A 23,455-nucleotide genomic window follows, 5' to 3' on the forward strand; every position below is an offset into this window, starting at 1 on the left:
CGGCGGCCCGGGCCCGCGCCAGCGCCGCGGCCGCCGCGAGGTCGGGATCGCCGGGTTCGTCGGGGGAGCCGGGCTCGTGGGGCTGCTCTGACTGCTCTGACTGCTCTGACTGCGCAGGCTGGGCGGGCCGGTCGGGCTCCTCGGGGGAGCGGGGGGAGCCGGGCTCACCACTCGGCGGCTCACGCCTCGCCATCGCGCACCTCCTGCGCCTCGGGCTCAGGCTCGGGCTCGCGCTCAGCCTCGGGATCAGGCTCGTGCCCCGGCCCGGGCTCTGACTCGACCTCTGGCTCGGGCCCGGGCTCTGGCTCGGGCTCGACGCTGCCCTTGCGCACGCGCAGACGGGCGCCGCTCAGCGAGGCGGGCACGTCCTGCGGAACGGCGGCGGTGATGAGCACCTGCTCGCAGTCGGCGATATCGGCGGCGAGGCGTTCGCGCCGGCCGCTGTCGAGTTCGGCGAAGACGTCGTCGAGCACGAGCACCGGGTCGTCCCCGAGGTCACGGCGCAGCAACCGGAACGCCGCCAACCGCAGACCCAAGGCGAAAGACCACGATTCCCCGTGCGAGGCATAGCTTTTCGCGGGCATCTCGCCCAGCGAGAGAACCACGTCGTCGCGGTGCAGGCCCACCTGCCCGACTCCGCGCTCCACGTCCTGCGAACGCACCTCCGTCAGCCGACGCAGCATTGCCTCGCGCAGCGCCTCCGGCTCGGGCACCTCTCCGGCCGCGAGCGCCGCGGCCTCCGCCTCCCCGAGGCTCGAGCGGTACACCGCCCGCGCGTCGGAGGCGGAGTCGCTGACCGTGTCGTACGCCTGCGCGAGGAGCGGCCGCAGATCCCGCAGCAATCGCAGCCGGGCGTACAGCAACTGCGCGCCGACGCCGGCCAGCTGGTCGTCCCACACGTCGAGGGTGTGCAGCGCGGCCTCCGACTCCGCCTGGGCGTCGGCGCCGGGAGCGGCCCGACCCGAGGCCCGCCGGCCGCGAGAACCCCGAGCACCCCGGGCACCGAGCGCGGCGGAGGCGGTGCGCAGCAGGGCGTTGCGCTGCCGCACGATCCGGTCGTAGTCGGAACGCACTGCGGCCCAACGGGGTTGGCGCGCGACGAGCAGGTCGTCGAGAAACCGGCGGCGCTGCTCGGGGTCGCCCTTGACGAGGGCGAGGTCCTCGGGCGCGAACAGCACGGTGCGCACGGTGCCGAGCACGTCACGCGGCCGGGTCACGGGGGAGCGCCCGAGCCGGGCCTTGTTCGCGCGGCCAGGCGCGATCGACAGTTCGAGCAGCGTCTCGCGACCCTGGCGCACGACCGCGCCGCGCACGATCGCCTGGTCGGCGCCGAACCGCACGAGCGGGGCGTCCTGCGCCACCCGGTGCGAGCCGAGCGTGGCGAGGTAACCGACGGCCTCGACGAGGTTGGTCTTCCCCTCGCCGTTGCGCCCGATGAGGGTCGTCACGCCCGGCCCCAGCGCCACCTCCGCGGCGGCATAGCTGCGGAAGTCGGCCAGGCTCACGTGTCGCAGATACACCGGCCCTCACCCGTTCCTCTTGCCCGCATGACGCACCGCGTCGCACCCGCTGGTCGGGCCCGATGCCGCGGTGCGGCCCGGATCAGCGGGCCGAGCCGCTGCCGGAGGTCGGCCCGTCACCGCCCTGCGTGCCACCCGACCCCGACGACGGACCCGCCTCGTCGGCGTCGCCCGGTTGGGGCCGCTCGTCGAGCCGGGTCTTGGAGTCGTCGACGTTGCCCGAGGCCACGCCGCGACCCGCCTCGTGCTTGGGCTCGGCGGCCGGGCTGACGTCGGCCTTGTCGTCGAGCATCTGCACCGCGTGCCCGCCGAACTGCCCCCGCAGCGCGGCGACCGCCTGCATCTGCGGCGAGTTCTCCTGTCGCGAGGTGAACCGGGCGAACAGCGCGGCCGCGAGCACCGGCATCGGCACCGCGTTGTCGATGCCCTCGATGAGCGTCCAGCGACCCTCCCCGGAGTCGGTGGTGAACTCGCTGACGCCCTCCAGGTGCGGCGTCTCCTCCAGCGCCTTGACCATGAGGTCGAGCAGCCACGAGCGCACCACGGTGCCGCGGCTCCACGCCTTGAACGACCCGTGCACGTCGGTGACGATGTCCTTGGCCTCCAGCAGCTCCCAGCCCTCGGCGTAGGCGTGCATGAGGCCGTACTCGATGCCGTTGTGCACCATCTTCGCGTAGTGCCCGGCGCCGACCTCGCCCGAGTGCGCGAAGCCCTCGTCGCGCGGGCCCTCGGGGCGCAGCGCGTCGAAGATCGGCATGGCCCGCTCGATGTCCTCGGCGGCGCCGCCGGCCATGAGGCCGTACCCGTTCTCCAAGCCCCAGATGCCGCCGGAGACACCGCAGTCGGCGTAGTGGATGCCGCGCTCGGCCAACGACGCGGCGTTGACCGCGTCGTCCTTGTAGTACGAGTTGCCGCCGTCGATGACGAGGTCACCCTCGTCGAGCAGGCCCTTGAGCTCCTCGATCGTCTGCCGGGTCGGGTCGCCGTGCGGCACCATCACCCACACGATCCGCGGCGCGGCCAGCCGCTGCACGAGCTCGTCGAGCGAGGCCACGTCGCTGACCTCGGGGTTGCGGTCGTAGCCGACCACCTCGATGCCCGCGCGCCGGATGCGCTCGCGCATGTTCTTGCCCATCTTGCCCAGGCCGATCAATCCGAGCTGCATGGTGCGCCCTTTCCCTGCGGACGGGTGGAGTCGTGCCCCTGACGGGGCGGGTCGGTCGGCGCCCGCGCGCTCAGCTGGCGAACCGCACGGGCATCAGCACATAACGGTAGGACGTGTCGGCGTCCGCGTCAGCAGCAGCCTGCCCCGTCAGCACCGCCGGGCGGCTGGGCTGGGTGAACGACAGCCGGGAGAACTGGGTGCCGACGACCCCGAGGCCGTCGAGCAGGTAGTGCGGGTTGAACGCGACCTCGATCTCCGGACCGTGCAGCACGCACTCGACCGCCTCACTGGCCTGGGCGTCGTCGCCGGTGCCGGCGTCGATGCCCACCTGGCCGTCGGTGAACCGCAGTCGCACCGGGGTGTTGCGCTCGGCGACGAGCGCGACGCGCTTGACGGCCTCGACGAGCAGCGCCGTCTCGACGACGGCCTCGGTGTCGACGCTCGTGGGGAAGATCGAGGAGACCTTGGGGTAGTCGCCGTCGAGCAGGCGCGTCGTCGTGCGCCGCTGCCCGGCCTCGAAACCGACCAGCCCGTCTCCGCCGGCGGCCTGACCGAGCGCCAGCTGCACGGTGCCCGACGGACCGAGCGCGCGAGCCGTCTCCGAGAGGGTGCGGGCGGGCACGAGCACCGTCAGCCCGTCCTCCGAACCCGAAGGGTCCCAGGTCAGTTCGCGCAGCGCGAGGCGGTAGCGGTCGGTGGCGAGCATCGTCATCGTCGAACCGTCGATCTCCAGGCGCACGCCGGTGAGGATCGGCAGGGTGTCGCTGCGGTCGGCGGCCACGCTGACCTGCGCGACGGCCTGGGTGAACACGTCGCCGGCGATGCTGCCGCTCGGTTCGGGGCTGACCGGCAGCGTCGGGTACTCGTCGCTGGGCATCTGCAGGAGGCTGAACCGGCTCGAGCCGCAGGTGACCGTCACCTTGTTGCCGTCGGTGCCGACGTCGACCGGCTTGCCCGGCAGGTTGCGGGAGATGTCGGCGAGCAGCTTGCCGTGCACGAGCACCGTGCCGCCCTCGGCGACGTCGGCCGCGACCGTGATCCGCGCCGAGACCTCGTAGTCGAACGCCGACAGCGTCAGCGTGCCCTGTTCATCGGCCTCGATGAGGATGCCGGCGAGCACAGGCACCGGGGGACGGCTGGGCAGCCCGCGCGCGGCCCACGTCACGGCCTCGGCGAGAACGTCCCGCTCCACTCGAAACTTCACTCCGGCACTCCTTCTCGCAGCACGACGCGAACCACCGCGCGCTGGCGGCACCGGTGCCGACGGCCACGAGAGGCCCACCGGCAGGCCGCCGCACGCGCACCCCGACTCTAACCTCAGGGCCCCCTCGATCCACGGTCCGACTCCGCGAGGCGGCGGCGTGTGTGATCGAGCAGCTCCTGTTCGGCCGATATTCGGGCATAACGCCCGAACGTGGAGGGGGAACTCGCCTGTGGAGGAACTCTTTACGTTCGTCGGCGGCGTGCCGATGTGAACAGCGTCGGTGAGTGTGGGATGCGGGGCCCTCGACATTGCTCGACGGTCCGTGCGGATCCGGTCGGGGCTGAGAGCCGGTTCGGGTGCCGCATCCCTGGCAGTACCCGGTGTGGATTCTCTTCTTGGAGTTCTCTCATCGGATTCATCGGTGCTGTGGATTGTGTGGAGGAGCGCCGTCTGCGCAGGTCAGCCCTCGAATTGGGGGTGTGGACGCGGCCGTGGGCACGGCGTGGACGACGCAGCGACGGTGTGGACGACGTGGCTGTTCCCACATGCGGCTGCCGGTGGTTCCACATGCCGTCAACAGCGCGCGGGGCGTCGTACACCGGCTGTCCACCGATGATCCACAACCACGCGCCGAACGAGCTCTTCCGCGGTTGTCCACAGGGTTATCCCCACCTGTGGAGTCATCGTTGCACGTCAGAGACCTGTGAGCGCGATCGCGCCGGCTCTGGGTCGAGACAGTCCACACCTGTGGATTCCGTTGTGGACAAACGTCTTGAACAATCTCCGGAAAGGACTGTTGAACGACCGCCACAAACGTGTGACCTGCGTCGCAACAGTGTCGGGGAGTGTCAGTGACTCGGACGCCCGACCGCGTCCGAGCTGGTGACGACCTGGGGATATCGCGACCAAGACATGACCGTCCATTGGCGAAAAGCGGTGGCCGGGCAGGGATTGTCGGCCCGAAGGTGGAAATCCACAGGGCCTGGGGATGCGGCTCAGGAGCCGCTGGACTGCGACCGGATTCGAGTTGTGAGTTCGGTGACCTGGTTGTACACAGAGCGGCGTTCGGCCATGAGGGTGCGGATCTTGCGGTCGGCGTGAATGACCGTCGTGTGATCGCGCCCCCCGAACTGCTGCCCGATCTTTGGCAGCGACAGTTCGGTGAGCTCGCGGCACAGGTACATCGCGACCTGGCGGGCGTTGACGAGCACCCGGGAGCGCGATGAACCACACAGGTCGTCGATGGTCAGGCCGAAGTAGTCCGCGGTCTGCGCCATGATCGTGGCGGCCGTGATCGCGCTCGCCTGGGTGTCGGGCATGAGGTCCTTGAGCACGATCTCCGCCAGCCCCAGGTCCACGTCCTGGCGGTTCAGGCTCGCGAACGCCGTGACGCGGATGAGCGCTCCCTCGAGCTCGCGGATGTTCGAGGTGATCCGCGAGGCGATGAACTCCAGCACGTCGTCGGGAATGCTCAGTCGCTCCTGCACGGCCTTCTTCGACAGGATCGCGATCCGGGTCTCGAGGTCGGGCGGCTGCACGTCGGTCAGCAGCCCCCACTCGAACCGGCTGCGCATGCGCTCCTCGAAGCCGGACAGCTGCTTGGGCGGCACGTCGGAGGTGATGACGACCTGCTTGTCGGCGTTGTGCAGCGTGTTGAAGGTGTGGAAGAACTCCTCCTGCGTCTGCATCTTGCCCGACAGAAACTGGATGTCGTCGATGAGCAGCACGTCGATGTCGCGATACCGGCGCTGGAATCCGGCGGCCTTGTCGTCGCGGATCGAGTTGATGAAGTCGTTGGTGAACTCCTCGGAGTTCACGTACTTGACCCGCACGTTCGGGTAGAGGCTGCGGGCGTAGTCGCCGATGGCGTGCAGCAGGTGGGTCTTGCCCAGGCCCGACTCCCCGTACACGAACAGCGGGTTGTAGGCCTTGGCCGGGGCCTCGGCGACCGCGACCGCCGCCGCGTGCGCGAACCGGTTGCTGGCGCCGATGACGAACGTGTCGAAGGTGTACTTGGGGTTCAGCCGCGGGGGCTCGGTGTCGGGCCGGGAGGTGGTGTCGCGGGCCGCGCGCCGGTCTCCGAAGCCACGAGCCGGCTCGGGAGCCGGTGCCGAGGCCGGAGCCGGGGTCGACGCGTCGTCGGAGGAGGCCGTCGAGCCCGCCGGGTACCCGTCGAGCACCGGCTGTTCGCTGTCGCCCAGCGGGCCGCGCAGCGTCGGGTCGACGGTGACCGCGAGCCGCACGTCCTTTCCGGTCTGCGCGGACAGGGCTTCCACGAGCGACTCGCGGGCCCGGCTCTCCACGATGTCCTTGGTGAACTCGTCCGGCACGGCGATGAGCGCCGTGTCGCCCAGCATGCCCATGAGCGATGCCTGAGCGAGGAACGCACGCTGAGGGGCAGGCAAGCCGCCCTCGTTGAGGGACCGCAGCGTCGCCTGCCAGATCTGGGTGGCCTCTTCCTGCACGACGTCACTGTACGCGTGCGTCCGATTCTCGCCGTCGCGCGTCGCCGCGGCCGGCGGCACGTCGTCGGAGCCGGTCCGCCGCGTCCCCGCGTTCACGCGAGCAACTCCGCAGGTCACGGGCCGCGTTCGCAGAGCGTACAGATGTCCACACGGTTGTCCACAGCGTGTGGATTTCTCCGTGCGGCGGGCCCGTCGCGAGTTTGACCCCCCTTTACGCGCTGCCGTAACGTAGATGCTTGGCCTATCAAGCCGGTCGTCTTCGCATGCCCGTCGCCGATACACCTCGCGTGTCCCGCCCGTTTGCGCTCCGTAGGAGTGCGGGCGTGCACCGCTTCGAGAGGCGGGCGTCCGATCACGACCGGCGCACCTGCGTCATCTACGGAGAGCATCGTGAGCAAGCGCACCTTCCAGCCGAACAACCGCAAGCGGGCGAAGACCCACGGGTTCCGGCTGCGCATGTCGACGCGCGCCGGTCGCGCCATCCTGGCCGGCCGCCGTCGCAAAGGGCGCGAAAAGCTCTCCGCCTGATCGGCTCGCCGCGTGCTTCCGGCACGCCACCGGCTGCGCCGCCCCGCCGAGTTCCGGGCCGCGATCGGCGCCGCTCGGTCTGGCAGCCGCCTTCTTGTCGTTCACGCGACGCGACCTCCGACGCGCGCCGGTTCTCCGGCGCGCGTCGGGTTCGTCGTGTCTCGGGCCGTGGGTAACGCCGTCGTGCGCAACCGGGTCAAGCGTCGCCTGCGGGCGCTGGTCGCCGCCGGGCTGCCCGCACTGCCTCCCGGTGTCGACCTCGTCGTACGTGCCAACGCCGCGGCCGGCACCGCCACGTTCGACGACCTGCGCGCCGCCTTCGACCGGTGTCTGCCGCGGGCGTTGACCAAGGGGCGCGGGGCTTCGGCCGACGCGGGCGTGCCGGGCGGCGCCGGACCGGGGGGCCGGCCATGACCGACGTGAGCGATCCCCAGGGGCGCGATTCGCAGGGGCGCGGGCGGCGCTGGGCGGCGGCCCCGCTCATCGCGTTCGTGCGCGCCTACCAGATGTTTCTCTCGCCGCTGCTGCCGAGCAGCTGCCGCTTCTACCCGAGCTGTTCGGCGTACTCGCTGACCGCGCTGCGGCGGTTCGGCCCGGTGCGCGGCACCTGGCTGACCGTGCGCCGCCTGGGCCGATGTCACCCGTGGAACCCCGGCGGCGTCGACCACGTTCCACGCCGGGGGCACGACGGTCGCCCCATACGTTTGAATGAGTGGCGGTTGGCCGCCGAGCCTCAGGACCGCCTGGAGCGCTGAGCCAGCACCGACGTCGGGCCCGCGCGACAGCGCCGGATGTCCGGCCCCACCCGGTGGCATCTCGCCACCCGAGCACGAAGGACAGGCAGACAGGTCATGGAGAGGTCGTTCTGGGAGACACTGCTCTGGCCACTGGAGTGGTTCGTCGAGTGGGTGCTCGTGGCGTTCCACCGCGGCTTCGAACTGATCGGCATGCCGGGCGACTCCGGATGGACCTGGGCGTTCTCGATCGCCGGGCTCGTCGTCGTCATCCGCACGCTGCTGATCCCGTTGTTCGTGCGGCAGATCCAGTCCTCCCGGCGGATGCAGCTCATCCAGCCGGAGATGCAGAAGATCCAGAAGAAGTACAAGGGACGCACCGACCCCGAGTCGCGGCAGGCGATGTCCCAGGAAACGATGGATCTCTACAAGCGGACCGGCACCAACCCGCTGAGTTCGTGCATGCCGATCCTGCTACAGATGCCGATCTTCTTCGCGCTGTTCTCGGTGCTGAACAACCTCGGTCGGGTGGCCAGCGGGCAGCGCATCTCCGCGGGTCCGCTCGGGCAGCAGCTCGCCGCGCAGGCGGAGCAGTCCGACATCTTCGGGGCCAACCTGTCCGCGACCTTCCTGTACTCCGGGTCGCTGTCGGCCAAGATCGTCACCGTCGTGCTCATCATCCTCATGTCGGTGACGACGTTCACGACCCAGCACCAGCTGATGCGCAAGAACATGCCGGCGTCGGCACTCGAGGGGCCGTTCGCCCAGCAGCAGAAGATCATGCTGTACGTGCTGCCGCTGGTCTTCGCGATCTCCGGCGTGAACTTCCCCATCGGTGTGCTCATCTACTGGTTCGTCACGAACCTGTGGTCGATGGGCCAGCAGTTCTACGTGATCAACCGCATGCCGGCCCCCGGTTCCCCGGCCGAGCGGGCCCTGGAGGAGCGCCGCCGTCGCCGCGGCAAGGAGCACAAGAAGTTCTCCGTGCCCGGCCTGTCGCACGAGCAGCCGGCCGAGGAGGCCGCCGGCTCCTCCGGCACGGGCGCGACGGCCGTCTCCGACGAACCGCCGAGGCGGGTCAGCGGCCAGCGGGAACAGCCGCGCCGACAGCAACCCAAACGCAAGAAGCGCAAGCGCTGAGTGTCGCGGGCGCTGTCGCCCGCCGCGCAGCGACCATCGGACCACCGAAGGCACGCCGGCCCGTGACGGTCCGGCCGAGAAGGAGAAGTTCGCGATGAGCGAGAAGACCGAGCAGGAGCCCACTGCCGGTGCGGACCTGACCGAGCAGCAGGACCCCGACGCCGCCGCCCCCGCCGCCGTGGGGGACGCCGTGGAGCCCGAGCTGTCCGAGTCGGACGAGGAGTCGGGGTTCGACGCCGACGCCGAGCCTGAGTCTGAGTCGGATGAGCGTGACGACGCCGATGAGCGGGGGGCCGGCGAGCGGCCGCGCCGTGCCGGCAAGGACCGCACCGCGCAGCTCGAGCGCGAGGGCGAGGTGGCGGCCGACTTCCTCGAGCGGCTGCTCGACATCGCGGATCTCGACGGCGACATCGACGTCGACATCGACGGCGACCGCGCGTCGGTCGCGATCATCGACTCCGAGGAGGGCCGGGTGCCGCGGCGCCTCGTCGGCCAGGACGGGCGGGTGCTCGAGGCTCTGCAGGAGCTGACCCGCATGGCCGTGCAGGCCGCGACCGGCGAGCGGAGCCGGCTCATGCTCGACGTCGCCGACCACCGCGCCCAGCGTCGTGAGGCCGTCGTGAGCGTCACCCGACAGGCCATCGACGAGGTCCGCGCCAGCGGACGGCCGACGCCCCTGAAGCCGATGAGCGCCTTCGAGCGCAAGGTCGCCCACGACGAGGTGCTGGCCGCCGGACTGATCTCCGAGTCGGAGGGCACCGAGCCGTCTCGGCACGTCGTCGTCCTTCCCGCGTGACGTCTGGGCCGCCGACCGACGGGGACGAGCGTGCGGGCCGCCCCGGCGAGGAGCCGCGCAGCGCCCGGGGCCTCGACGCGTTGACCGATCCCCCGGAGGCGGCGGTCCAGCTGTTCGCCGGACAGCTCCCGGCCGCGGAGCACTTCGCCGGCATCCTCGCCACTCGCGGGGTCGATCACGGGCTCGTCGGGCCGCGCGAGGTGCCGCGGCTGTGGGATCGCCACCTCATCAACTGCGCCCTGCTCGCTCGGGCGATCCCCGATGGCGCTCGGGTGGTCGACGTCGGGAGCGGGGCCGGTCTGCCCGGAATCGTGCTGGCGATCGCTCGTCCGGACCTGCACGTCGAACTCGTCGAGCCGTTGGAGCGGCGGGTGCGCTGGCTGGACGCCGCCGTCGATGAACTCGGTCTGAATCAGGTGCGGGTGCATCGCGGCAAGGCGGAGGCCTTTTGGGGCGAGCTCAGCGGGGATGTCGTCACCGCGCGTGCCGTCGCGCGACTCGGGGAGCTCACCAGATGGTGTCTGCCGCTCGTCCCGATCGGCGGGGTGATGCTGGCGATGAAGGGCGCCTCGGTAGCGCGCGAGATCGAGGAGGACCGCGACGCGATGCTCGCCGCCGGCGCGGGAGACATCGAGCTCGTCACCCTCGGGGAGGACCTCGTCGAGGTTCCGACCCGCGTCGTGCGCGCGACTCGGGTCAGCGAAGGAGACGCTCGCGAAGCCAGGGACCGGGGCCGGCGTAACCGGCCACCGCGAGGCGGCAAGGCCCCTCGATCGGACAGGCACGGTCGCCCCCGCGGCCGCCGGTCCTGATCTGCGACACACCCCGGCGAGGCCTCGATCGGGTTGCGAGGCCAGGCATTAGCGTTGACCAAGCCCCGGCGGTAGTCCGCCCATGCCGGAACCCCGGCTCGGCCGGGAGTTCCAGTCATGAGAATGAGCGAGGGATCCACGTGGGACAGCACACTGGTCTGGGATGGCCGAGTGGCGAGAAGGCGACGCCGGCGGCGGACTCCCCGGACCCATCCCACCCCCGGTCGACGACCGGGCTCGGCTGGCCCGCTCCGAGCCCGGAGGCCGACACCCGCGCCCCAGAGACGCCGGGCGACGCCGTTTCACGTGAAACGGAGCAGTCGGACGTGTTCAAGGCGCCGGAGGAGTCAGAGGAGTCGGAGCCGATCACCGTCGAGAGCGATTCCACGACCGTCTCCTCCGCGGAGGGAGCGCCCATGCAGGAAGCGCCGATCGAGGAACCCACGGACGCGCCGGTCACGGATCACCCGGAGGTGGACCCGGTCGAGCTCGACGCGGCAGCCGCCGCAATCGCCTCCGCGCTGCCTCAACCGGCGACCGACGAGACGCCCCCGGCGCCCGCGGCCGCCGACGGTAACGCGACCGAGAGCAGCGCTCAAGGGAGGCGGCGGCCCGAGGGCGACCCGTACGCCCCAGAGTCCTGGCCGCGCCCCCCGGTGCCTCGTGTACTGACCGTCGCCAACCAGAAGGGCGGGGTCGGCAAGACCACGACCGCGGTGAACCTCGCCGCCGCCCTGACCCGCGGCGGCCTGAAGGTCCTGGTGATCGACACCGACCCGCAGGGCAACGCCAGCACGGCCCTCGGGATCGAGCATCACTCCGAGGTCCGCAGCATCTACGACGTCCTCGTCGACGAGGCGACGCTGAGCGAGGTCGCCCAGGATTGCCCCGATCTCCCCGGCCTGCGATGTGTGCCGGCGACCATCGATCTCGCCGGTGCCGAGATCGAGTTGGTCTCCTTCGTCGCCCGGGAGACGCGATTGCAGCGGGCGGTCGAGGCCTACCTGCGCGAAGCCGGCGACTCGGCGCCCGACTACATCTTCATCGACTGCCCCCCGAGCCTGGGCCTGCTGACGATCAACGCTTTCGTCGCGGCCCACGAGGTGCTCATCCCCATCCAGTGCGAGTACTACGCGCTCGAGGGTCTGTCGATGCTGCTGAAGAACATCGACATGATCCGTCGGCACCTCAACCCGACCCTGCACATCTCGACGATCCTGCTGACGATGTACGACGCCCGTACGCGCCTGTCCCAGCAGGTCGCTCAGGAGGTCCGCAATCACTTCCCCGACCAGGCGCTGCGCACGACGGTTCCGCGGTCGGTGCGGATCTCCGAGGCGCCCAGTCACGGGCAGACGGTCATGACCTACGACCCGATGAGCAGCGGAGCCCTGTCGTATCTCGACGCAGCCCGGGAACTCGCCGAGCGGGCCTGACGCCGCGAGGGCATGTTTCCCGTGAAACACGTCGGTGAAACCACAGGGCTGTAACCACACCCGTGGAACCCAGTGCTCGCGCGGCGCCGCGTGAGGTTCAGCGACGCAATGTCGGGCGCACGGCCCCAATCCATCCACAGGCCGCGCGGCCAGTTTCACGTGAAACGCGTCATCCACAGCCCTCGGTGCGTCGCCAACGCCCGCAGGTGCCGCACGCATAGGCTCGGGCAGGTCAATCCAGGTCAATCAACGGCGAAAGGGAGACGGAGATGACGGAGCGACGGCGGGGACTCGGGCGAGGGCTGGGCGCGCTCATTCCTACCGAACCGGCGATGGGGTCCGTGGCCCGTCCCCGAGATGTCTTCTTTCGCGATCAGTCACCCGCCGGTGACCGCGCCACCGCCTCCGGGGGGACCGACCGCGAGGCACGGTCTCCCGAGACGGCGTCGTACCGACCCCTGACGGGTCAGGTGCCGGTGATGACCGGCTCCGCCGCAGCTGCCGACACGATCGAGCACCACGAGTCCGACGCCGCCTCGGCGTCGACGCCGGAGACGACGCCGGGGACGACGGCGGAGGAGACGGTCACGACGGAGGCGCCCGCCGACAGCGAGAGCGACACCATCCTCCCCGTGCCGGGGGCCTCGTTCGCTCTGTTGCCGCTGGACGCGATCCGCCCGAACGCCCGCCAGCCCCGGCAGGTTTTCGACGAGGACGAACTCGCGGAGCTCGTGCACTCCATCAAGGAGATCGGCGTGCTGCAGCCGGTCGTCGTCCGGCCCGTGGCCGGCCACGCCGACCCAGCCGACCCGGCCGGTTCGGACGACGACGTCGCCTATGAACTCGTCATGGGCGAGCGGCGCTGGCGCGCCAGCCGCGAGGCGGGCGAGACGACGATCCCCGCGATCATCCGCTCCACCGGCGATGACGACATGCTGCGCGATGCGCTGCTGGAGAACCTGCACCGCACCCAGCTCAACCCGCTCGAAGAGGCCGCGGCCTACCAGCAGCTCCTCGACGACTTCGGCTGCACCCACGAGGAGCTGGCCAGCAAGCTGGGCCGCTCGCGGCCCCAGATCAGCAACTTCATCCGGCTCCTCAAGCTGCCTCCCCTGGTGCAGCGCCGGGTCGCCGCCGGGGTGTTGTCCGCGGGCCACGCGCGGGCGCTGCTTGCGCTCCCCGACGCCGCGGCGATGGAGCGGCTCGCCCAGCGCATCGTCGCGGAGGGCCTGTCGGTGCGCAGCGTCGAGGAGATCGTCGCCCTCGGCGGTGAGCCGGAACGCCCGGCTCGACGCGCCCAGCGCGGCGACGCCCGGATGCCCGAGCTCGACGACCTCGCGGCCTTTCTCGCCGACCGGTGGGATACCCGCGTGTCGATCGCGATGGGTCGTCGCAAGGGGCGGATGACCGTCGAGTTCGCGTCGGTCGACGACCTTAACCGGATCCTCGAGGCGATCGGTGAGCGCCCGCGCCGCGTCGACGGAGACCACCAGCTCGCCGGCTGAGGCGTCTGGCGCGGCACACGCGAAAGGGCCGGGATCCATGCGGATCCCGGCCCTTCGTCATTCGCGCGCCCCCACGCTGTGGGTGTCGCGGGTCGTCAGCCCGTGAAGGCCTCGAGCTCACGCAGCAGGCGCGGCTTGGGCTGGGCGCCGATGATCGTCTTGGCGACCTCGCCGCCGACGAAGACGTTCATCGTGGGGATGCTGGTAATCCCGTACTTGGCGGCGGTCTGGGGGTTCTCGTCGGTGTTGAGCTTGACGATCGTCAGCTTCTCACCGTGGGTGCCGGCGATCTCCTCCAGGATCGGGGCGACGGCCTTACAGGGCCCGCACCAGGGTGCCCAGAAGTCGACGAGGACGGGCTTGTCACTGCCCAGCACGTCGGCCTGGAATGTGGCGTCGGTCGTTTCCTTGATGTTCCCCATGAGGTCCTCTCCAGATGTGGGTGGGTCGGTGGATGGTCGGTGGTCGAAAGGAGCCGAGCGCAGGCCTGCGGCGCCGCCCGGCGACAGCTCACGTGGCGCTGGTCGTCAGCACCGCGGTGTCGACGGTGCGGGCCGTCTCGGGAGCGGCGGCGGTGTCGGCGTCGCCGAGTTCGGCGAGGGTGGCGAGGAAGCGCTCGGCGTCGAGGGCGGCGGCGCAGCCGGAGCCGGCGGCCGTGATCGCCTGCCGGTAGGAGTGGTCGACGAGGTCGCCGCACGCGAACACCCCGGGCAGGTTGGTGCGGCTGGTGCGGCCCTCGGCGAGCACGTACCCCTCGGGATCGAGGGCGACCTGGCCCTTGACCAGCTCGCTGCGCGGGTCGTGCCCGATCGCCACGAACACCCCCGTGACGTCGAGCCGGCGCTCCTCGCCGGTCACGGTGTCGGTGAGGGTGACGCCTTCGACCTTGGCGTCGCCGTGGATCGCCGTGACGGCGCTGTTCCACGCGAGCGTGATCTTCGGGTTGTCGAAGGCTCGCTCGGCCATGATCTTGCTCGCGCGCAGCGCATCGCGCCGGTGCACGAGCGTGACCGACCGGGCGAACTTCGTCAGGAACGTGGCCTCCTCGACGGCCGAGTCACCGCCGCCGACGACCACGATGTCCTGGTCGCGGAAGAAGAAGCCGTCGCACGTGGCGCACCAGGAGACGCCGTGGCCGGAGAGCCGCTTCTCGTCGTCGATGCCCAGCTCCCGGTAGGCCGAGCCCATCGCGAGGATGACGGCGCGGGCCCGGTGGGTGCGGCCCTCCCCGTCGACGACCTCCTTGACGGAGCCGTCGAGCCGGGCCTCCACGACGTCGTCGGCCACGAGCTCGGCGCCGAAGCGCTCGGCCTGGGTACGCATGTTCTCCATGAGGTCCGGGCCCATGATGCCCTCGGGGAAACCGGGGAAGTTCTCCACCTCGGTGGTGTTCATCAGGGCGCCGCCCGCGGTCACCGAGCCGGTGAGCACCAGCGGACGCAGGTTAGCCCGGGCCGCGTAGACGGCCGCGGTGTAGCCGGCCGGGCCCGAACCGATGATGATGAGGTCGCGCACGTCGGCGCCGGATTCGCCTGTGACCTGCGCCGACTCGGCCGAGGCGCCGTTCGCGAACGAACCGGCGGTGATGAAGCCCGCCGACTGCCCGAGGCCGTTGATGGAGTCGTTCACGAGTTGTCCCTTCACGCTGTGCTGCCGAGTTCCGCGTTCGTATCGACCAGGCGGTCCGCGCGGCGTCGGATGCCGACGACTGCCACGTCAACACATACCCCTAGGGGCATATTCCGTTCCGTGCCGCGAGGAGCCGGTCACGTCACTGAACACCCGCCGGGCCTGGAAGAATCCCGAGCAAGGCCCAGCCGTGTCGAGATCGCGAGCCCGGCCGACGCCCGAGGAGTCCGTGGATTCGAGCCGATACGAGCCTGTATCGGGACCTCACGATACCTGCGCCAGGCGGGGCGCCCCGGCTCCCGAGCGTCGGCGTGGCCGCGTCGGAGGATCAGCGTCGCCAGTGCGGCGTCCGAGTATCAGGGGGCGCGTCGGCGTCCGGAGTGTCAGCGCAGAGTGAGCGGACCGGCGAGCACCGACGTGGAGGCGGCGCCGCACTGGCGACTGACGACGCGCACGTCGCGCCCGTCGGCACCGTCGGTGACGACGACCGCGGCCGGGGCGCCGTCGTACACGGCGAGATCGACGACTGCCCGGGAGACGTCGGAGACGCCGAGGGCGGTGAGGCACTGGGAGACGCCGAGCGGGGTGCCGATCGGGCCGATCGCCGTGGACTCCGCCGACAGCGCGCGCAGCGGCGGCTGGGGTGAACTCCACAGCGCGGCGGCCTGGTCGGACAGGTGCGCGTGCGAGTACTGCGTCGAGCTCAGTTGCACGTGCACCTGCGCCGCGGACAGGGCGCCGGCCGCACTCCCCGGGGTCGCGGTCTGCGCGGGCGCGGCCGGGGACCCCGAGGCGGATGGCGAGGCCGAGGGCGAGGCGAAGTCCGTGGTGGGAGACGCCGGAGCGGTCACGGCGTCCGAGCCGTTGGCGCCGAAGTGGAACTGAGCCTGGGCGACGGGGTCGGCGGCGCTGCCGGTGGGTCCGAGCGCGTTGATGACGACGACCCCGCCGACGGCCGCGGCGGCCGCGACCCCGGACAGCCCCAGCAGCCACCCGCGGGAGGAACGACCCGCGGACGCGCGCGATGGGTCCCCCGAGGCCGCAGAGGACGACGCAGCCGAGGAGGGAGACGGTGCCGCGCCGCGGCGGGACGCCAACAGCGGCCGCACGTCGGCGCCGTCGTCGGGCAGCGGGCGGTGTTCCCGCTCGGCCGCGAGGCTGGCGCTGATGCGCTCGACGAGCTGCGGGGGCATCGGTCCGGGGTCGGGCAGTGTCGCGAGGAGTCGCTGAACGCCGGTGGGATCCTCGTCGTGCGAGGAGCGCCGGCGAGAGAGAGGTCGCGTCACGGTCTCCACCTCGGTCATGCTGCGTCAGGGCGTCGGGCACATTGGGGCCAGGTCGGGGCACGGCGACCGCGTGTGCGGTGGCCGCGTCGGCAACAAGGTGCTGAGAGGTCTGACGCTCCGGGCAACCCGGAGGTTCCCTGACCCGACCCTGACCACCCCTGGGAGGCCCCCACCCGCCGGGCGAGAACCGACCGCCCAGCGACAGGGGCGGTGCGGATCGGCTACGGCCGCAGCAGCGGCGCCAGCGCGGCCCGACCCCGGGCGCAGCGGGACTTTACGGTGCCCTCGGCGACACCGAGGATCTCGGCGGTCTCGGCGACGCTCAACCCGTGCATGTCGACGAGGGTCAGCGCCAGCCGCTGCCCCTCCGGCAGCGTGGCGAGCGCGGCCTGCACGTCGAGGCGGGTCTCCACCGACGCGTGCCGGTCGTGCCGGTCGGCGATGAGCGGGGCGTGGTCCTCGGGCAGTTCGCTGGTGGGGCGCCGGCGGCGCAACCGGTCCAGACAGGAGTTCACGACGATGCGGTGCAGCCAGGTCGTCACGGCCGACTGCCCGCGAAACGTCTCGGCGCGCCGGAACGCCGAGATGAAGGCCTCCTGGACGGCGTCGGCCGCGAGCTCGGGGTCGTTGGTCGTGCGCAGGGCGACGGCCCACATGCGGTCTCGGTGCCGACGGAACAACTCACCGAACGCGTCCGGATCGCCGGCGCAATGTGCGGTGAGCAACTCGGCGTCGGTGGGGTCGGCGACGTCGAGCGGGGTGCGGGGCATCAGGAGAGCAAGGTTATCTCGTTGATGCGCGCGCGGTACTTGCCATCCGATTCCTGAGCGGTCTTGGTGACCCACACGATGAGGTAGCGGCCGGCCACCGGGTTGCGCACCGGCACGCTGCGGGCCCCGTTGCCGTCGTCGATGGCGCCGATCCGGGTGGCGTCGCGCATCGAGCGGCGATCGGCGGCGTAGAACTCGAGGTTCTGCGAGCCGCCGCTGGCCGGCAGCTGCACCCGGATCTCCTTGACCGTCGTGTCGCCGGGCAGTTCGACGATGAGGCCGACGCCCTCCTTGTTGGTGCCCATCGGGCTGTTGTAGCCCTCCGACCGCCAGCCCGAGTTCGCGTCACCGTCGAGCACGGACGACGCCAGCGACTCGTTCTCGCTGCCGTCGCCCTGCGGGTCGAAGGAACTGACTCCGACCGGGGTGATCGCGTTGCCCGTCGTGGCCGTGCCCGTTCCGGTGCCGGTGTTGCCGGTGTTGCCGGTCGCGGTCGGCGAGCCGGTCGTGGTGGGCGTGGCCGCACCGGCCGCCGGCTCTTCCCCGACTCCGCGCGAGAACATGCCAGTGAGAGTGGGAATCGCGAACAGCAGTGCGAGCACGATGATGCCCGCGACGACGGTGAGGATGAGCTTGGCGTGGCGGCCCTCGACCTCGGGGGTCGGCGGCAGCAGCGGAGCCGGCGGGGGCAGCGGGGTGTTGCGTTGCTCCTCGAGGGCCTCGGGCAGGTTGAGGAAGCCGGGGTCGGCTCGACGCTCCTCGAGACGGCGCCGCGTGCTGGCCGCGCGGGCCTCGCGCTGCCCCTCGCGGTGTTCGCGCACCCGGGCGATGGGACCGACCGAGGCGGCCGCGCGCGGCGGGGCCTGCTCGGAGCCGGGCCGCACGACGGGGATCGCCTGCGTCGCCGCGGGCGAGGTGGGCGAGGCGGGCTGGGCCACCGCGGCCGTGCGCGTCGACACGTGCCGCACGAGCGTGTGCGACCACGGCGAGATGCGTGCGACCAACTCGGTGGGGGTGCGGGGACCGGTGTCGTGGTTGAGCGTGGCCCGGCAGATCGCGTCGAGATCCGGCGGCACGGCGGTGGCGATCTCCGACGGGGCGGCCACCCCGCCGACGATCCGGGGAGCGGGCTCCAGCCCGGGCACCCGCTGCGGCAGCGGCCACCGGGTGGTCATCGCGGCGTACATCAGCGCGACCGTGGAGACGGTGTCGACGCGTTCGGCGCGCGGACCGTCGGTCTCGTCTGTGCCCTCGAGGGCGGCGGCGGTGGCCAGCCCGGCGATCTTGATGAGCCCGCCGTCGGTGCGGCGCACCGAGTGCGGGGTGATGTGTAGGTGATGCAGCCCGCGTTCCGCGGCGACGGCGAGCCCGCTGGCGACCTCACCGGCGATGCGGCGGGCCTCCTCGGGCGGCAGCGGCCCGGCGTGCACGAGATCGGCGATGCTGCGCGAGTCGGCCAGCGACTCCTCGACGAGCCAGCTGATCTCCTCACCGGCTCCCACGTCGAGCACCCGCACGAGCCGGTGGTCGTTGAGGGCGGCGCTGCGCCGGGCGGCGTCGACGATCGCGTCGGCCCGGGCCAGGTTGCTGGGGAAGACGGTCATCGAGACCTCGCGCCCCAGCGTCGAGTCGACGGCCGACCACACCTCGATGGATCCCAGGTGCGCCCGTCGCTCCTTGAGGGAATAGCGGCCGGCGATCACCCGTCCTGTACCTACGCCGTACACCGCGGTCTCCTCATGTTCGTCCCTGTCTGTCGGGGAGATCGTCGGTACCGCTAGAGTCGGCGAACACGCCTGTCCCGCAGAACCTTCGACCGAGTCGTACGAACCGTTGGTGACGCGTGTGCGAACACACCGATCCGTGACGCCAGTCTAGGCTGCGGGCTGCTTTCGACCTCGCGCGCCTCGCACGCGTCGCAGCATCGGTTGCAGGACCGAGTCGATCTCCCGCACGCGCATGCGCTTCGCGGCGGCGACGTACAGCAGCACGAACAGGGTTCCGCCGATCGCGAGGGCGATGAGCGCGATGAGCCGGCCGTGGGCGGTGAAGGTCTCGCTGAGCCACACCACCGCCAGGGCGACCAGCGCCGCCGGCAGCGACGCGACGGTGACGCGCACGGTCGTGCGGACGACCCCGGCCATCGGCAGGCCCTGCAGACGCCGGGACAGCCAGAGCACGGCGAACAGCGCCGCGGCCATGTTGCTGACGGCCTGGCCGAGCGCGACGCCGACGGCGCGGAACTCCGAGGGGACCCACAGGCAGCCGATCGCGATGGCGGCCGCGACGCCGGTGTTGACGAGCTGCAGGAAGAACGGGGTCTTGGCGTCCTCCATCGCGAAGAACGCGCGCTGCATGACGTAGAAGGCGCCGTAGGCCGGCAGGCCGAGCATCATCGCCATCATCACGTAGCCGATGGCGTCGGTGGTCTGCACCGTGTTGCCGGGGAACACGATGCGGGTCAGGTAGGGGCCGAGCACGAGCGTGCCGATCATGATCGGCACCGTCGCGATCCCGGTCAGCGTGAGGCCCTGCACGACGCTGCCGCGCAGCGAGCCCACGTCCTTGACGGAGGCGGCCCGGCTCATCGTCGTGAACAGCGCCGTCACCAGCGAGACGGTGATCAGCCCGTGCGGGGTCATGAACAGCAGGAACGCCTGGTCGTAGGGCAGCTTTCCGGTGTCGCCGTGCTCGACCGAGGTCAGCACCCGGGACTGCACGACGAGCCCGAGCTGCGCGACGACCAGGGCCGCGAACGTCCACACGGCGACCCGGCCGGCGCTGCCGAGACCGACTCCGCGCCACCCGAACCGGGGCGTGTAGCGGAAGCCGCCGCGATACAGCGGCAAGAGCAGCACGAGGGCCTGCGCGGCGACGCCGAGCACGAGGGAGCCGGCGAGCAGCCAGATCATCTCGGCGGTGTACGCACCCGGCGAGCCCACCCCGCGCCCGTGCTGACTCATGAACCAGCCGAGACCGGCGATCCACACGACGTTGCACAGCACCGGCGACCACATGAACCAGCCGAAGCGCTCGCGCGCGTTGAGCACCTGGCCGAGGATCGTGTAGATGCCGTAGAAGAAGATCGCCGGCATGCAGATGTAGGCGAACGCCACCGACAGCGCGAACTGCTGCTCGGGCCACGTGTCGCTGGAGAACAGCCTGACGAGGAGCGGCGCCCCGGCCACGCACACGAGGGTGACGACGAGCAGACCGAGGATCGCCAGCGTCAGGAGCCGGTCGACGAAGTCCTTGCCGCCGTCCGGGTTCTTCTCCGCCTTGGTGATCTGCGGCACGAGCACCGCGTTGAGCACGCCGCCGGCCAGCAGCAGGTAGACGGTGTTCGGCAGCGTGTTCGCCACCGCCCAGGCGTCGCCGGCGAGCGAGCGCCCGAAGACGGCCATGATCATCGACGAACGCACGACCCCCAGCAGCCGGGAGACGAGGCTGCCGCCGGCCATCACCGCGCTGTGTCGCGCCAGCCGGCTGTTCGAGGTCGTCGTGCCGCCGGTCGTGTCCCGGTTCGTGTCACCGGTCGCGTCACCGGTGGGGGTCCGGGTGTCCTCGCCGCTCATTCGTGGTCGATCTCCTTGAGGTCCTCCGTCGGCACGCGAGGCCGCCCGACGCGCAGGGCGCGGAACAGCCCCGCGATGAACACCACGCCGGCGAGCCCACCCAGCCCGAGCATGAGCCACCCGTTGGTGGGTTGCACTCGCACGCGCACCGTGGCGTCGGAGCCGAGCCTAGTGTTCGCCGGGGTGGCCAAGTGCGTCGACACCGGCACGACACCCGCGGCGATCGCCTCGACCTGCACCCGCACCGTCGTGCGGCTGCCCGCGCGAATCGTCAACGGAGCCGGTTCGGCCACCACCCGCAGCCGCGGCGGGCGGCCCTCGGGCTCGAACACGACCCGCACGTCGCGCACGTCGACGTCGAGCCGGTTGACCACCGTCACCTGCAGCACGCCGGAGTCGGCGAAGAAGTTGATCGTGCTCGGCACGACCGACACACCGGTCGCCAGCGCCGCGACCCGCTCGCGCAGGAGCTCCTCCAGGTCGGTCCACACCCGGGGGGCGGCGCGCCACCGCGAGGACAGCAACGCGTCGAGCGCCTCCTCGTCGGGCACCACGAGGGAGTCGGACCGGGCCGACAGCACGCTGGACAGGCCCCCCACCTGCCCGTACTGGCTCTCGATGCGGGTCAGCGCCGCGGTGGTGACCGGAGACGGGCCGGCCGACGTCGGGTCGGTGACATCGGCCAGCGGCGACCCGACGGTGTGCTGCGCGTTCCCGGCGTCGAGCAGCCCGTCGGTGCCGGTCAGCTGGATCCACGGCGTGCCGGCGAGCGCCGTGAGCAACCCCTGCACGACCGGCGGAGACGGGGAGAACTCGCGGCCGGCGGCGATGACCACCGAGCGGTGCCGGCCCGGGGCCTGCGCGACGAGCGCCCCCGTCTCCGCGAGCACCTGCAGCGTGAGCTCGGTGGTCTCCTCCGGGTCGTTGGCCGTCATGAGCAGGCGGGAGAGTTCGTCGTCGAACGTGATGACCGGGGTGCCGTCGGCGGCGCGGCGCGCGGCCGAGCCGGAGGAGTCGGGGTCGGCGTCGTAGGCGGAGGCGGGAGCAATCGTGGCCGCCGCGCCGCCGGCACCTCCCGACGCGAACGCCTGCCGGACGCGTTCGCCCGCGGACGTCGACAGGGGGCGGCCGACCGGCCAGGCCACGCGGGCGGCCCCCGGCAGGCCGAGCAGCTCGGGAACGTCGGACGTTTCGCTCGGGGCGCCGCCGAGGGCCCGGTTCAGCGTGGCCGGCGAGGCGTCCGCGGCGACCAGGGCCGACAGGTCGGGGTCGTTGCGCGGCAGAGCCCAGATGCCGTGGTCCGTGGCCAGTTCGGCCAGCCGCGTGCGCAGCGCCTGCTGGGCCGGCTCCGCGGGGTCCGGCGAGGCCGGCTGTGCGGCGGGGTTCGGGGCCTGCGTGGGCGTGGGGGTGGGCGTGGCCGTCGGGGTCGACGGTGCGGTGGGTGTGCTCGGGGTGCCCGTCGCGGTCGTGTGCGTCGCGGTCGTGGGCGCCTCGGTCGGGGAGGCGTGGCTGTAGTCCGGGGTGTCGAGAAGGGCGGGGTCGACGGCGTAGGTGACCCGGTGCTGCGAGGTGGCCGCGAGCACCCGGTCGATCCGGCCGCCGGGCTCGAGGGCCTGCGACCACGCGTTCGCACGGTCCGGCCCGGTCGCGGTGACGAGAGTCGGGTCGGCGTCCAGCGTCAGCGGCACGATGACGGAGGTCGCCAGCGGCTGGTACTCCTTGCGCCCTTGGAAGGGCAGGAAGGACGCCCGCACCGTGGACACCGCCTCCCCTGAGGCGCCGGCGGGCTGCTGCACCTGCGCCCGCAGCCGCATGGGAATCGCCCCGAACGGCCGGTCGGGGTTGATCGCGTCGCCGGGGATCGTCAGCTGCAGCTGGGTCGTCGCGCCGGGCGCCATCGTCCCCGGGGTGGTCGCGGCCGCGATGACCCGCGTGTCACGGCGCAACTCGCCGTCGGCGGCGAACCGTCGGATCTGCGTGCGGGTGCGCAGGTCGCTGGCGGCGCCCAGCTGCACCCCGACCTGCACCGGGCCCGCCGTCGGGTCGGCGCCGGTGTTCGTCAGCCGCGCGACCAGCCGCACGTCGGTGCCGGGCACCGCGATGATCGGGTCGAGTCGCTCCACGCGCACCGAGAGCGCGGCCTGCGCGGCCAGCGCTGTCTGCACTGCCGGCGCTGTCTCGGGGGAGTCCGACGGCACCGCCTGAGGGGCCCGGTGAGCCGCGGCGGCAGCGGCGGCACCCGTCGGGGCCCGCGTCGCGGCGGCACCGATGATGCCGACGATCGCCACCCAGAGGCCGAGTGCCAGGGCGGTCACAACGGAGGCGACGCGACGGGCTCGCGGGGCGCGCGAGATCATCCCTCGCCGGCCAGCCTCTCCCAGGCCAACTGCGCGATGCGGCGCTCGTTGGGGAAGGTCAGCCGGTCCTGGACCTGCCGCAACGGGATCCACTCGACGTCGATCGCCTCGCGGTCCGGGTCCTTCTCGACCGTGAGGTAGCCGCCGGTCGCCTCGAGCAGGTAGTGGTGCACGATCTTGTGCACCCGCCGGTCGTGGGTGGAGAACCAGTAGTCGATGGTGCCGAGCGTGGTCAGCACGCGGCCCTGGATGCCGGTCTCCTCCTCGACCTCCCGCTCGGCGGTCTCCACGAGAGTCTCGTCGTTCTCCTGATGGCCCTTCGGCAGGCACCACTCGATGCGCCCGGCCCGGTTGCGGCGTGCGATGACCGCGATGTGGGCGCGGCCCTCCTGCACGTCGACGACGATTCCACCGGCCGACGTCTCCAGCACCGCGGGCAGCCGCCGAGGCGCTCTCGCGGGGCGTGGAGTGGACGTCATCTTTGTACTTTAACGAGATCCTCAGGATCATCGCCGCACGCCATGGTGCTCGGC

General features: G+C 71.7%; 20 protein-coding genes. 8 read left to right on the top strand and 12 right to left on the bottom strand.

Annotation, left to right across the window (positions count from 1 at the left end):
• Positions 1-179: 179 nt before the first annotated feature.
• The 4 genes from PINTE_RS12225 to dnaA all read right to left on the bottom strand — a co-directional run bounded on the left by PINTE_RS12225 (position 180) and on the right by dnaA (position 6,354).
• Complete coding sequence (locus PINTE_RS12225) at positions 180-1,520, bottom strand: DNA replication/repair protein RecF (RefSeq protein ID WP_068430852.1); 1,341 nt, start codon at positions 1,518-1,520, stop codon at positions 180-182.
• An 82-nt stretch (positions 1,521-1,602) separates the two neighbouring features.
• The gene (gene gnd / locus PINTE_RS12230; RefSeq protein WP_068430854.1) at positions 1,603-2,685 is read right to left on the bottom strand and encodes a phosphogluconate dehydrogenase (NAD(+)-dependent, decarboxylating); all 1,083 of its coding nucleotides are present in this window, start codon (positions 2,683-2,685) and stop codon (positions 1,603-1,605) included.
• 70 nt (positions 2,686-2,755) lie between these two features.
• Entirely contained in the window at positions 2,756-3,889 is a 1,134-nt protein-coding gene (gene dnaN / locus PINTE_RS12235) for a DNA polymerase III subunit beta (RefSeq protein WP_068430857.1), read from the bottom strand.
• A gap of 995 nt (positions 3,890-4,884) precedes the next feature.
• Entirely contained in the window at positions 4,885-6,354 is a 1,470-nt protein-coding gene (gene dnaA, locus PINTE_RS12240; protein ID WP_068430893.1) for a chromosomal replication initiator protein DnaA, read from the bottom strand.
• A 390-nt stretch (positions 6,355-6,744) separates the two neighbouring features.
• Here dnaA and rpmH point away from each other — a divergent pair, with 390 nt between their 5' ends.
• From rpmH to PINTE_RS12280, 8 genes are all read left to right on the top strand, one after another.
• Positions 6,745-6,882, top strand: a complete 138-nt coding sequence (gene rpmH / locus PINTE_RS12245) for a 50S ribosomal protein L34 (protein WP_068430860.1) — start codon at positions 6,745-6,747, stop codon at positions 6,880-6,882.
• Positions 6,883-6,894: 12 nt separating this feature from the next.
• Positions 6,895-7,296: a ribonuclease P protein component gene (gene rnpA, locus PINTE_RS12250; RefSeq protein ID WP_068430864.1), complete on the top strand. Its 402-nt coding sequence runs from the start codon at positions 6,895-6,897 to the stop codon at positions 7,294-7,296.
• The gene (gene yidD / locus PINTE_RS12255; protein WP_068430867.1) at positions 7,293-7,637 is read left to right on the top strand and encodes a membrane protein insertion efficiency factor YidD; all 345 of its coding nucleotides are present in this window, start codon (positions 7,293-7,295) and stop codon (positions 7,635-7,637) included. The genes rnpA and yidD overlap by 4 nt, the downstream gene beginning before the upstream one ends.
• Before the next feature lie 96 nt (positions 7,638-7,733).
• The gene (yidC, locus tag PINTE_RS12260) at positions 7,734-8,756 is read left to right on the top strand and encodes a membrane protein insertase YidC (RefSeq protein WP_068430870.1); all 1,023 of its coding nucleotides are present in this window, start codon (positions 7,734-7,736) and stop codon (positions 8,754-8,756) included.
• A 94-nt stretch (positions 8,757-8,850) separates the two neighbouring features.
• Complete coding sequence (locus PINTE_RS12265) at positions 8,851-9,552, top strand: Jag family protein (protein WP_084343532.1); 702 nt, start codon at positions 8,851-8,853, stop codon at positions 9,550-9,552.
• On the top strand, positions 9,549-10,364 hold the full coding sequence (gene rsmG / locus PINTE_RS12270; RefSeq protein ID WP_084343533.1) for a 16S rRNA (guanine(527)-N(7))-methyltransferase RsmG: 816 nt from the start codon (positions 9,549-9,551) through the stop codon (positions 10,362-10,364). Before PINTE_RS12265 ends, rsmG begins: the two co-directional genes overlap by 4 nt.
• A 326-nt stretch (positions 10,365-10,690) precedes the next feature.
• Complete coding sequence (locus PINTE_RS12275; protein ID WP_245642927.1) at positions 10,691-11,800, top strand: ParA family protein; 1,110 nt, start codon at positions 10,691-10,693, stop codon at positions 11,798-11,800.
• A 269-nt stretch (positions 11,801-12,069) separates the two neighbouring features.
• The gene (locus tag PINTE_RS12280) at positions 12,070-13,305 is read left to right on the top strand and encodes a ParB/RepB/Spo0J family partition protein (RefSeq protein WP_068430874.1); all 1,236 of its coding nucleotides are present in this window, start codon (positions 12,070-12,072) and stop codon (positions 13,303-13,305) included.
• 95 nt (positions 13,306-13,400) lie between these two features.
• Here the strand turns inward: PINTE_RS12280 and trxA are convergent, their stop codons facing one another.
• The 8 genes from trxA to PINTE_RS12320 all read right to left on the bottom strand — a co-directional run bounded on the left by trxA (position 13,401) and on the right by PINTE_RS12320 (position 23,401).
• Positions 13,401-13,727 (bottom strand): thioredoxin, encoded by a 327-nt coding sequence (gene trxA, locus PINTE_RS12285; RefSeq protein ID WP_068430876.1) that lies wholly within the window; start codon positions 13,725-13,727, stop codon positions 13,401-13,403.
• A gap of 88 nt (positions 13,728-13,815) precedes the next feature.
• Positions 13,816-14,820 carry a thioredoxin-disulfide reductase gene (trxB, locus tag PINTE_RS12290; protein WP_068430901.1) on the bottom strand — a complete coding sequence of 335 codons (1,005 nt, stop codon included), beginning with the start codon at positions 14,818-14,820 and terminating at the stop codon, positions 13,816-13,818.
• Positions 14,821-15,317: 497 nt separating this feature from the next.
• Complete coding sequence (locus PINTE_RS12295) at positions 15,318-16,220, bottom strand: RsmA family anti-sigma factor (RefSeq protein ID WP_157087219.1); 903 nt, start codon at positions 16,218-16,220, stop codon at positions 15,318-15,320.
• Positions 16,221-16,441: 221 nt separating this feature from the next.
• Positions 16,442-16,990 (bottom strand): RNA polymerase sigma factor SigM, encoded by a 549-nt coding sequence (gene sigM / locus PINTE_RS12300; protein WP_068430882.1) that lies wholly within the window; start codon positions 16,988-16,990, stop codon positions 16,442-16,444.
• Positions 16,990-18,717 (bottom strand): protein kinase family protein, encoded by a 1,728-nt coding sequence (locus tag PINTE_RS12305; protein ID WP_157087220.1) that lies wholly within the window; start codon positions 18,715-18,717, stop codon positions 16,990-16,992. The genes sigM and PINTE_RS12305 overlap by 1 nt, the downstream gene beginning before the upstream one ends.
• A 147-nt stretch (positions 18,718-18,864) precedes the next feature.
• Positions 18,865-20,565, bottom strand: coding sequence for a murein biosynthesis integral membrane protein MurJ (gene murJ, locus PINTE_RS12310; RefSeq protein WP_084343534.1), 1,701 nt, complete (start codon positions 20,563-20,565; stop codon positions 18,865-18,867).
• Positions 20,562-22,880, bottom strand: a complete 2,319-nt coding sequence (locus tag PINTE_RS12315; protein WP_157087221.1) for a DUF6049 family protein — start codon at positions 22,878-22,880, stop codon at positions 20,562-20,564. The genes murJ and PINTE_RS12315 overlap by 4 nt, the downstream gene beginning before the upstream one ends.
• Positions 22,881-22,918: 38 nt before the next feature.
• Entirely contained in the window at positions 22,919-23,401 is a 483-nt protein-coding gene (locus tag PINTE_RS12320; RefSeq protein WP_068430891.1) for an NUDIX domain-containing protein, read from the bottom strand.
• Positions 23,402-23,455 lie beyond the last annotated feature (54 nt).

It is taken from the genome of Piscicoccus intestinalis NBRC 104926 (assembly GCF_001515525.1).
GTDB classification, from domain to species: Bacteria; Actinomycetota; Actinomycetes; order Actinomycetales; family Dermatophilaceae; genus Kineosphaera; species Kineosphaera intestinalis.

Coding starts and splice junctions, on each gene's coding strand:
- gnd (WP_068430854.1), bottom strand. CDS start 2,685: ATGCAGCTCGGATTGATCGGCCTGGGCAAGATGGGCAAGAACATGCGC.
- yidD (WP_068430867.1), top strand. CDS start 7,293: ATGACCGACGTGAGCGATCCCCAGGGGCGCGATTCGCAGGGGCGCGGG.
- yidC (WP_068430870.1), top strand. CDS start 7,734: ATGGAGAGGTCGTTCTGGGAGACACTGCTCTGGCCACTGGAGTGGTTC.
- PINTE_RS12265 (WP_084343532.1), top strand. CDS start 8,851: ATGAGCGAGAAGACCGAGCAGGAGCCCACTGCCGGTGCGGACCTGACC.
- PINTE_RS12280 (WP_068430874.1), top strand. CDS start 12,070: ATGACGGAGCGACGGCGGGGACTCGGGCGAGGGCTGGGCGCGCTCATT.
- trxA (WP_068430876.1), bottom strand. CDS start 13,727: ATGGGGAACATCAAGGAAACGACCGACGCCACATTCCAGGCCGACGTG.
- sigM (WP_068430882.1), bottom strand. CDS start 16,990: ATGCCCCGCACCCCGCTCGACGTCGCCGACCCCACCGACGCCGAGTTG.
- murJ (WP_084343534.1), bottom strand. CDS start 20,565: ATGAGCGGCGAGGACACCCGGACCCCCACCGGTGACGCGACCGGTGAC.
- PINTE_RS12320 (WP_068430891.1), bottom strand. CDS start 23,401: ATGACGTCCACTCCACGCCCCGCGAGAGCGCCTCGGCGGCTGCCCGCG.